At 37.3% G+C, this 10,576-nt stretch carries 9 protein-coding genes; 8 read left to right on the top strand and 1 reads right to left on the bottom strand.

Annotated elements, in window-relative coordinates:
* The coding region (locus ACWIUX_RS03395) for a valine--tRNA ligase (RefSeq protein ID WP_448589319.1) at nucleotides 1-2,623 on the bottom strand (2,623 nt) is incomplete at its 3' end.
* Between the two features lie 389 nt (nucleotides 2,624-3,012).
* Here ACWIUX_RS03395 and ACWIUX_RS03390 point away from each other — a divergent pair.
* The 8 genes from ACWIUX_RS03390 (at nucleotide 3,013) to ACWIUX_RS03355 (ending at nucleotide 10,388) form a co-directional block, all read left to right on the top strand.
* Nucleotides 3,013-5,043 carry a 4Fe-4S dicluster domain-containing protein gene (locus ACWIUX_RS03390; protein WP_448589318.1) on the top strand — a complete coding sequence of 677 codons (2,031 nt, stop codon included), beginning with the start codon at nucleotides 3,013-3,015 and terminating at the stop codon, nucleotides 5,041-5,043.
* A gap of 21 nt (nucleotides 5,044-5,064) precedes the next feature.
* Entirely contained in the window at nucleotides 5,065-5,343 is a 279-nt protein-coding gene (locus ACWIUX_RS03385) for a 4Fe-4S dicluster domain-containing protein (RefSeq protein WP_448589317.1), read from the top strand.
* Between the two features lie 14 nt (nucleotides 5,344-5,357).
* On the top strand, nucleotides 5,358-5,921 hold the full coding sequence (locus ACWIUX_RS03380; protein WP_448589316.1) for a 4Fe-4S dicluster domain-containing protein: 564 nt from the start codon (nucleotides 5,358-5,360) through the stop codon (nucleotides 5,919-5,921).
* Between the two features lie 3 nt (nucleotides 5,922-5,924).
* Nucleotides 5,925-6,818 carry a CoB--CoM heterodisulfide reductase iron-sulfur subunit B family protein gene (locus tag ACWIUX_RS03375; RefSeq protein ID WP_448589315.1) on the top strand — a complete coding sequence of 298 codons (894 nt, stop codon included), beginning with the start codon at nucleotides 5,925-5,927 and terminating at the stop codon, nucleotides 6,816-6,818.
* Nucleotides 6,819-6,840: 22 nt separating this feature from the next.
* Nucleotides 6,841-7,257 (top strand): hydrogenase iron-sulfur subunit, encoded by a 417-nt coding sequence (locus ACWIUX_RS03370; protein ID WP_448589314.1) that lies wholly within the window; start codon nucleotides 6,841-6,843, stop codon nucleotides 7,255-7,257.
* Nucleotides 7,257-8,225 (top strand): NADH-quinone oxidoreductase subunit B family protein, encoded by a 969-nt coding sequence (locus ACWIUX_RS03365; RefSeq protein ID WP_448589313.1) that lies wholly within the window; start codon nucleotides 7,257-7,259, stop codon nucleotides 8,223-8,225. Before ACWIUX_RS03370 ends, ACWIUX_RS03365 begins: the two co-directional genes overlap by 1 nt.
* A 172-nt stretch (nucleotides 8,226-8,397) precedes the next feature.
* Nucleotides 8,398-9,861, top strand: a complete 1,464-nt coding sequence (locus ACWIUX_RS03360) for a Ni/Fe hydrogenase subunit alpha (RefSeq protein WP_448589321.1) — start codon at nucleotides 8,398-8,400, stop codon at nucleotides 9,859-9,861.
* 26 nt (nucleotides 9,862-9,887) lie between these two features.
* The gene (locus tag ACWIUX_RS03355) at nucleotides 9,888-10,388 is read left to right on the top strand and encodes a hydrogenase maturation protease (RefSeq protein ID WP_448589312.1); all 501 of its coding nucleotides are present in this window, start codon (nucleotides 9,888-9,890) and stop codon (nucleotides 10,386-10,388) included.
* Nucleotides 10,389-10,576 lie beyond the last annotated feature (188 nt).

The following is a 10,576-nucleotide window of genomic DNA, read 5'->3' as shown; positions in this document are numbered from 1 at the left end:
TTAAAAAACTTAATTTCCTTTCCAGTATCTCAACTGTTTTTTTTTGAATTTCAAGTTTTTCTTTTTCTAATTCTATTACTTCTTTGGGAGCTCCATTAAGAAAATTTGGATCCATAAGCCTTTGTTTTGAAATTTCAAGCTCCTTTAGCAACTTTTGTATATTTTTTTCAATAATTTTTCTGCTTTTTTCTAGCTCATCTTTTTCTAGGTAGATTAAGACTGTAATTAAATTGCCTCTCTCTAATGCAAAACCTCTTAGGTTTGTTGGCATTTCGTTGACAATTTGGGGATTTTTTGATCTTGTTAGGAAGCAGTATTTTTCTATTTCAGTATTAAAATTATTTTTAATATCGTCTGACATAACCAAAATAGGTTCAGTTATTATGTTAGGAGCAATCTTGTATTCGCTTCTTAATTTTCTTGTAGATTTTGTTGCTTCTATAAGAGTCGACATATTTTCAAGTTTTTCTAAATTTAATGGTAAGTTGAACTCTTTGAGGGTTTCAAAAGTTATTGATTCCTTGTTATCTGGTAACCTTCTATATAAATCTTCTGTAATGAATGGCATGAAAGGATGTAGCATGAGCAAAGATTGTTTAAATGTGAAAAAAAGTATTTTAAACGCAAGCTCTTCTTTAAAGTGGTTTTTAATCCTAAATTTTGTAAGTTCGATATACCAATCGCAAAATTCGTCCCAAATAAAATTATAAACTTCTGTAGAGGCCGCGGAGAAATTGTATTCATCAAGTTTTTTACAGAGATAATATTTAACCTCATTGGATCTAGACAGTATCCAGATGTCTTCTGGTTCCATATTTGTAATTTCTTCTTTAGTAATGTCGTAACTAACAAAATTTTCTTTATAATTTAAAACAAATCTAGCTGTATTCCAGAGTTTATTTGCAAAATTTCGTGCGCCTTTAACCTTTTCTTTAGACATTTTTATATCTTGGCCTGATGGGTTAGATAGGCTTGCTAATGAAAACCTAAGCGCGTCTGCTCCAGATTCTTCAATTATTTCCATTGGATCTATTACGTTGCCGATGGATTTGCTCATTTTTCTACCTTGAGAATCCCTTATTAGACCGTGTATTATAACGTTTTTAAACGGCTCTTTGCCTGTTAGGGCAAGGCTCATCATTATCATTCTTGCAACCCAAAAATATATTATGTCAAAACCTGTAACGAGAACGCTTGTCGGGAAGAACCTTTTCAACTCTTCAGTATCTTCTGGCCAGCCCATAGTTGAAAAAGGCCAAAGAGAGGAAGAAAACCATGTATCTAGCACATCTTCATCTTGTTTTAAATCTGTTGAATTACATTTTGGACAACTTTTTGGTTCATTTTCACTAACAATTATTTCGTTGCAATTGTTACAATACCATGCAGGAATTCTATGTCCCCACCAAATTTGTCTTGATATACACCAGTCTTTTATGTTTTCAAGCCAATCAAAGTAAACCTTTTCCCATCTTTCAGGAAAGAACTGAATAGTATCGTTCTTAACTGCTTCTATTGCTTTTTTAGCAAGAGGAGTGCTTTTTACAAACCATTGTTCAGATATATAGGGTTCTACCACCGTTTTACATCTGTAACAGTGTCCCACTGCGTGATGAAGGTCTTCTACTTTTTCAAGTGCTCCGCTTTCTTCTAAAATTTCAATGGATTTTCTTCTTGCAACATCACGGTCTAAACCCTTTAACTCCCCTGCAAGTTCGGTCATTTTGCCATCTAAGTCAATAGCAATTAGTATTTCAAGATTGTGATCCTTTCCTATTTCAAAGTCTATAGGATCGTGACCAGGGGTAATCTTTAAAGCACCAGTACCGAAATCAGTTTCAACCCTTTCATCAGAGATGATTTCGACTGTCCTCTGTGTCATAGGGACAATCACTTTCTTGCCTATTACTGAGCTATATCTTTTGTCCTTTGGATTTACAGCAACTGCTGTATCGGCAAAGATAGTTTCAGGTCTTGTTGTGGCTATTGTGATGAAATGGTCAGGATTTTCTAAGAATTTATACTTTACAAAATATAATTTATCCTCTCTTTCTTCATGTTCAACTTCCAGGTCAGCTAAAGCTGTAGAACATCTTGGGCACCAATTTATTATTCTTTTGCCTTTGTATATAAGGCCCATATTGTAAAGGGTAACAAAAGCTTTTTTTACTGCTCTTGAGAGCACTTCGTCCATTGTGAATCTCTCTCTATCCCAATCACAAGATGCGCCCAATGATTTCAGCTGGTTTATGATTTTTTGTCCATATTGCTCCTTCCATTCCCACACCTTTTCAATAAATTTGTCTCTTCCAAGTTGATGTCGGGTTATACCTTCTTTTTGTAACATTTTTTCAACTACATTTTGAGTAGCTATGCCTGCATGATCTGTTCCAGGTAACCATAATACCTCGTATCCCATTAACCTCTTGTATCTGCAAATTATGTCCTGTAACGTGTCATCAAGTGCATGACCTAGGTGTAGAGAGCCTGTAACATTTGGTGGCGGTATAACCATAGAAAATGTCTTTTTATCTGAGTTAACGTTAGAATGATAAATATGATTTTCGAGCCAAAAATTTAATATTTTTCGCTCTGTATTATTGTGCTGGTATGTTTTGTCCATAAAGTTCTTTACTCCTTCTTTTCTTTATTTAATTTCTCTTAATTTTAAATAATTTACATTAGTTTGTAAAATTTTAAAAGTTTTGTATGTGAATATTTAAATTCCATCATAAAATTGAGGGGTTAGTTTTTATAAGTTTTTATAATAAGCTTTATTTATTAATATATAAGTAAAACTACGTTATTAACAAATTTTATAAATATTTTAAGTTATTTATAACGAACTAATGGCTTCAGGTAAAACTATTTTAATAATATCCATATTCATTTAAGGAAAATAGAATAATTATATTTTTATTTTTAATTGTTTAAAATACAATTGACACTAGTATATCAGTAGTTTAAACTTAATTTAGGACGGTTTTTACAAAATCTCAAGGAGGGATGAGTATGAGTGCTAGCGGGGAAGACGCTCTTAAAATTGGTGTCTACGTATGTCACTGTGGTGAGAACATTGCAGGTGCAGTAGATGTCGAAGCGGTCAGGAAATTTGCTGAATCTTTGCCAAACGTTTCAATTGCAAGAGACTACATGTTTATGTGTTCTGATCCAGGGCAAGAGTTAATTAAAGAAGACATCAAAAATGGGGTGGTAAACAGAGTTGTTGTAGCTGCATGTACGCCAAGAACTCACGAGCCAATTTTTAGGAAAGCTGTAGCTGATGCGGGGTTGAACAAGTATTTCTTTGAAATGGCCAACATTAGAGATCAAGACAGCTGGGCGCACTGGCATGATAAAGCCGGTGCTACTGAGAAGGCGAAGAAATTGGTTGCAAGTGCTGTAGCCAAGGTGAGATTGGCTGAACCTTTACAGGATTCTTACGTGGATGTTACGAAGGCTACCCTTGTTATTGGGGCAGGTGTTTCAGGAATTTTTGCTGCTCTTGATATTGCCAATATGGGCTATAAGGTCTATTTGCTTGATAGAGAGCCTTCAATCGGGGGCAATATGGCAAAACTTGATAAAACTTTTCCAACAAATGATTGTTCAGCTTGTATTTTAACTCCAATAATGGTTTCTGCTGGAACGCATCCGAATATTGAACTCCTAACATATTCAGAGGTAGAATCAATAGACGGGTCTATAGGGAATTTCAAAGTTTTGGTGCGCAAGAAACAGACATATATTGATTGGGATAAATGTACTGGTTGCGGTGCATGTGTAGAGGCATGCCCGGGTAAGGTAGACAATGAATTTAATGAAAATATGGATAAGAGGAAAGCTGTATATATTCAGTTTCCTCAAGCAGTACCGAAAAAGGCGGTTGTAGATATTGAGCACTGCTTAAATTGTGCAGGTAGGACTATTGGAACTCAACCAAAACTTCATCCTAAGACTGGAGAGCCAATTTTATCTCCATGTGAAAAGGCATGTCCGACAGGTGCATGCGACAGATCTCTTCCATGGGATCCTAAAGGTCAACTAATTGAAATTAAAGTGGGCACAATAATTGCAGCAACTGGATTTAAAGCAATGGACAAGACTCCATTCAAAGAATATTCTCCTCAATCTCCAAATGTGCTTACTTCACTGCAGTTTGAGAGAATACTCTCGGCTACTGGACCGACTGAAGGCGAATTGCTTAGACCATCAGATAATCAACATCCAAAGACTGTTGCTTTTATTTCTTGTGTAGGTAGCAGAGATAAGAATTATCACCGTTACTGTTCAAAGGTTTGTTGTATGTATATGTTGAAAGAAGCCAGGTTGATTAAAGAGAAATATCCGGATTTGAACGTATATATATTCTTTATAGACGTACGTACTGCAGGTAAGGATTTTGAAGAGTATTATACTTATTGCAGAGAATTAGGTATCAGAGTAATAAGAGGTCGTGTGGGAGGGGTAGATGAGTTGCCGGGCGATCGTCTACGCGTACGAGCATACGATGTTGATATGGGAGCACCAGTAGAGTTAGAGTCTGATATGGTTATTCTTGCAACTGCTATAGAACCTCCACCTGGAATTGAAGAACTTGGAAGAAAACTTGGAATACAATGTGGTGGGGAAGGATTTTTGAAAGAGTTGCATACAAAACTTTATCCAGTTGAAACCTCAGTAAAGGGAATTTATATTGCTGGTTGTGCTCAAGGTCCAAAAGATATTCCAGAAAGCGTTTCGCAAGCAAGAGCTGCGGCAGCTGCGGCAGCTGTGCCCTTGACCGCAGGCAGGGTTGTAGTTGAACCTCTTATTTCTGAGGTTAATGCTGATAAGTGCAGTGGTTGTGGTATATGTTTGCCACTTTGTCCATATTCTGCAATTAGTTGGAAGGAATATGGTGAAAAGAAGAGAGCTCATATAGATCCTGCGCTTTGTACTGGATGTGGAGTATGTGCTTCTGCATGTCCATCAAGAGCAATAACTTTGCATGGTTTTACAACAGAACAAATTGAGTCGCAAATAGAGGCCCTTACTTTTTAAAAGATGAGGAGGTGAACGGTAATGGCAGTAACTGAGATCCCTAAAATAACAGACAACGTTGAAGCTTTAGTCGCAGAAATTGATCCTGATAAGTGTAGTGGGTGTGGTGTTTGCCTGCCATTATGTTCTTACTCTGCAATTTGTTGGTTTGAATACAAGGGCAAAAAGAGGGCACACATAGACCCTGCGCTTTGTAAAGGATGTGGGGTCTGCGTAGCTGCATGTCCTTCAAGAGCAATAAATTTAGAGGGTTTTACTACTGAAGAAATTGAATCTCAAATAGAGAATTTGACTTTTTAAGGAGGTGAACGTTAGTGGCTGAAGTAGAAGTTCTTAATATTTCAGAAGGTGAAGTAGGTTTTTCTGATGAAATAATTAAACTTGGAGCAGAGGAATTATTGGATTGTATCCAGTGTGCAAAATGTGCCGCTGCGTGTCCAATGGTTCTTGCTGGTTTTGAATTTTTTAATAAGCGTATTATCCAATCGATATTGATTGGTCAAAAAGAAATATTACTTGATGACAACTCTATTTGGGCGTGTCAGGCATGTAATAGATGTACTGAAGTTTGCCCGAGAAAAGTAGAGCCATTTGCCGTGGTAATGGCAATGAGACGTTCTGCAATTAGAGAATTTTCGTTGCCAACCCTAGCGATAGAGGGTCTTAAGTCGCTGTACGATGTAGGCCACGCTGTATATTTTGCCAACGCTGGAGAAAATAGAAAGAAAGTTGGTTTGCCGGAGAAACCTCCTACAACGGCAAATAATCCGCAAGCTTTGAAGGAATTAAGAATTCTAATGAACAAGTCAGTCTTGTCTTCGTTGGGAATAATCCCAATGGATGCGGGCTTATCTGATGTCACTTGTTGTGAGGTGTAGCCGATGAAGGTAGGATTTTTTGTAGGTTGTAATACTGCATTTAATAGACCAGATTTAGAAAAAGCTTTTCGTTTTGTGATGAATGCATTAGGGGTTGAAATCGATGATCTAGATGGTCAGTCGTGTTGCCCAAGTTGGGGCACAATGCCTTCTGTTGACGAAGCTGGTTGGTATGCTTTAGGTGCACGTAACTTTATAATATCTGAGGAAAAGAACGTTGATATGGTTACGGTTTGTGGTAGTTGCTATGGGAGTTTGTCTGAGACCAAATATAATCTGGACAAAAGGGCTGAACTTAGGGAAAAGGTTAATGAGATGCTCAAGGCTATTGGTAAGGAATACAAAGGCTCAACCAAAATTAGGCTTGCTACAAACTTTTTCTATAACGAGATAGGTATTGAAAAAATTAAAAATGCTTTGAAGTATACATTGGAGGGCGTTACCATTGGCGTTCAGCCAGGTTGTCACTCTTTGTGGCCAAGCGAAGTGTATTCAGAGGGAGAAAAAGACCCTTTTCACCCTGTTATGCTTAGGGAACTTTGTGAGGCATTGGGTGCCTCTGCTCCTTATTATAGCCGTATATTAGACTGTTGTGGTATGGGTGGGATGCGTTCCACAAACGTTGAGGCATCCTATAAGCTGGTAAAAACAAAGCTTGATTCTATGAAGGAAGAAATAAAAGCAGATCTATTGGTAACAGGTTGTAGTTCTTGTTTGATTCAGTTTGATACGGCTCAAGCTCCCATGAGAAAGGATAAAAAGATTGATTACGAAATACCTTCTATTCATTATGTCCAACTATTAGCTCTTTGTCTGGGGGCAGATCCACAGCAAGTCGTTGGACTCAGTACGACGGATCTGAGTGGGATACTAGGAAAGTTGAAGAAGATAAATTAGTATTATGGAGGTTCAATAAATTATGAGCGAATGGACACCTAACTTGATTGTTTTTGCTTGTAACTGGTGTACTTATCAGGGGGCGGATCTTGCAGGTAGTTTGCGTTATGATTACCCGTCTAACGTTAAGATAATACGTGTTCCTTGTAGTGGTAGGGTAGAACCTGAATTTGTAGTAGAAGCCTTTAAAAAAGGTGCTGATGGGGTATTTATTGGAGGGTGTCACCCTGGAGATTGCCACTATAAAGAGGGAAATTATAAAGCTATAAGAAGATTTGATCTCTTAAAGCGTATTCTCATTGATATGGGGATAGAAAAAGAAAGATTCCAATTGGAATGGATTTCAGGTTCTGAAGGTAAGAGGTTTGCAGAAGCTATGACTGCTTTTGAGAAAAATGTGAGAGAATTAGGACCCTGTAAGGTAAAGGAGGGAGTGTAATGGCAGATAAAAAGCTTAGATTAGCAGTTTTAATGGCTGGAGCCTGTGGCGGCTGTGATATGGCTATTGTTGATATCTCAGAAACTCTTGTAGATGTGCTACCCTCTTTAGAAGTAGTTTTCTGGGCGCCAACTGTTGCGGATGTGAAATATAAAGATTTAGAAGCAATGCCAGATAAGTCAGTTGACGTGGGTTTGATTTCGGGCATGATTAGATTGAGTGAACATGAGCACATGTCTAAAGTTATGAGGGCAAAATGTAATGTAGTTGTTGCTTACGGAGCATGTGCTTCAATGGGTGGGATTCCTGGTATGGCAAACATGCACACGAAAGAAGATATATTCCAGACAGCTTATTTTGATACCTTTAGCACAGATAATCCGGACGGGATAACGCCTCAACCAAGTTATCTTATGGATGGGAAATATGATTTGACGTTGCCTGAGTTCTACCCTTATGTAAGACCGATACAATCTGTAATTGATGTTGATTACTTTATAGGGGGGTGTCCACCACATCATTCTGTAGTTTTAAATGCCCTTGTAGCAATTCTAAAGGGTGAGTTGCCTCCTAAAGGTTCCTGGATAACGAATGGTAAAGCTGTATGTGACGTTTGTCCGAGAAATCCAAGAAATACTGATGAGAAGAGAGAAATAGTAAAGGAAGTTAGGAGAACAATAGACGGTGACCCAGATGAGAATAAATGCCTGCTTCAGCAAGGTTATATGTGTTTAGGACCTATTACTCAAGGGGATTGTGGGGCTCTTTGTACTAAAGTTAATATTCCTTGTGCAGGTTGCGGTGGTCCAATTCCAGGGGTAAAAGACTTTGGATTGAGAGCGATAAGCGCTATAGCTTCTATACTTGATAATGAAGAATTGGTAAATCAAATACCTAGTCCTGTAAAATTATTCTATCGATATTCGCTTCCCTCATCTTTGTTAGGTAAAAAAGTGAAAAAGGTCTAAATATGATATTTCAAATTACTATTAGTAATGATGAAATTTATCCCATAGTTCTCTTGAAAAATAAAGCAGAAACTTACATTTCTGTACAGAAGGGGGGAGAATAGTGGACTTTTCAAAAATATTGAACCTTTTCCATGGTGGACAGAAAAGTAAAGAAGGAGTGAGAAATGATATGGCTTTAACAAAAATTGAAATTAATCCTATGACTCGTCTGGAGGGTCACGGCAAAATTAGTATTTTCTTGGACGAGAAGGGAAATGTTGATAATGCTTTCTTTCAAGTAGTGGAGCTTAGGGGATATGAGCGTTTCGTGCAGGGGATGCCCATAGAAGAAGTTCCGAGAACTGTTTCAACTATTTGTGGAGTATGTCGTGCAGTACACTTTACAGCTTCTATGAAGGCATCTGATGGTGTTTACAATGTAGAGCCTACTCCTACAGCTCGTAAAATAAGAGAGATATTCTTTAATGCACACTATGTGGAGGATCACGCTGCAATACTATATGCTCTTGGTTTTCCTGACTTTGTAGTTGGACCAACGGCTAATCCTGCCGAGAGAAATCTTATAGGTTTGATAAATGCTGTTGGTGCTGAAACAGGGAAGTTAGTTTTAAAGAAAAGGTTTGCAGCAGTTAAAATCCTAGAGATGTTGGGTGGTAAACCTATTCATCCTGTAGCCGCTCTTCCAGGCGGATGGTCAAAGAGGGTAACTCAAGATGAAAGAAAAGAGATAATGGCTCTTGCTGAAGAGATGGTAGAACTAGGTCAGTTAACTCTAAAGATCTTTGAGGATGTGGTACTTAAAAATCCTGAATATGTAAAGCTGGTTACAGGAGATGTATACAAAGTTGTTACTAATTATTTGGGTTCTGTAGATGAAAATGATAAGGTTGCCTTTTATGATGGAACGCAGAAATTTATAGATACAAATGGCAAAGAAATAGCTAGATTTAAAGGAAAAGAGTATTTAAATTACATCGCTGAAAGAGTTCTTCCGTGGAGCTATCTTAAGATGCCATATATGAAGCAAAAAGGATGGAAAGGAGTAGTTGATGGTCCTGACACGAGTTTATATAGTGTTGGCCCGCTTCCGAGATTAAACGTAGCAAGTGGAATGCCAACACCCCTTGCTCAGGAAGCTTATGAAAAGATGTACAACGTTTTTGGGCACAAACCTGTCCATAATATTTTAGCTTATCACTGGGCAAGAGCTATTGAATTACTTTGTGCTGCTGAAAACATTCGAGAATTAGCAAAGGATGAGTCTTTATGTAATCCTGATGTGAGATCAAAACTAGGTCCTGCATCTGAGGGAGTAGGAATAGTAGAAGCTCCAAGAGGGACTCTGATACATCACTATGTAACTGATGAAAAAGGTATTGTAGAAAAGGCCAACCTTATTGTGGCAACAACGCATAATAAAGGACCAATAAACGTTGCTGTAAAGCGTGCAGCACAAAACTTTATTAAAGATGGTGTAGTAAATGAAGGATTGCTCAATATGGTTGAGTTAGCTTACAGGCCATACGATCTTTGCCTAGCATGCGCTACCCATGCGCTTCCTGGTCGCGATCCCTTGCAGATAGACATTTATGATTGTGACGGCAAACTATATAAGACATTGAAGAATTTTTAAAAAAATATTAATAGGCAGGTAATAATTTGGATTTTGATAGAAGAAGTATCGAGAGGAAGGGTAAAACAGTAGTTTTAGGTATTGGTAACCCAATTCTTGCAGATGACTCGGTTGGTATTAAAGTAGCTAAAATGCTGGAGGGTTTTGTTGATACCTATGTATTAATGACTACTGATTTTGATGTATTGGATGTCCTTTTTGGTTATGAAAGGGCAATAATTGTAGACGGCATCCGTTCTGGTGATCCTCCTGGTACCATAAAGGAGTTGACTCCCGAGAATCTACCTAATGTTCTTACATACTCTGGATCACATAACATATCCTTGTTTGCTACGTTAAAAATTGGTATTGAGATTTTGGGTGATGATATGCCTAAAGACATAAGAATTTTTACAATCGAGTTACTTGATGTGAATACCTTTAGCACTGATTGTACCCCTATGGTGCAAAAAGCTATTGGAGAGGTGGTAGAAAGAATAAAAATGTTAGTTACCGCTTCAGGGAAGTTAAGATCTTTTAAGATCTAAGTAAATTTTCAGTTTTTTAGAATTCTAAGGTACTATGCCGAAATTTTATAAAGCATAGTACCTTTTTTATTATTTTTTAAATAGATTAGACTGAATTTTCTGTAAATATTTAAAAATAGCTGTTTCTTGAATATAATATAAAAGTTATGTGATAAAATAAACAATCTGGAGTTACTATCTTTAGTTAA

The organism is Thermodesulfobium sp. (assembly GCF_053498235.1).
Note: the sequence above shows the minus strand (reverse complement) of the source record. Positions and strands in the feature narration are given on the sequence as shown.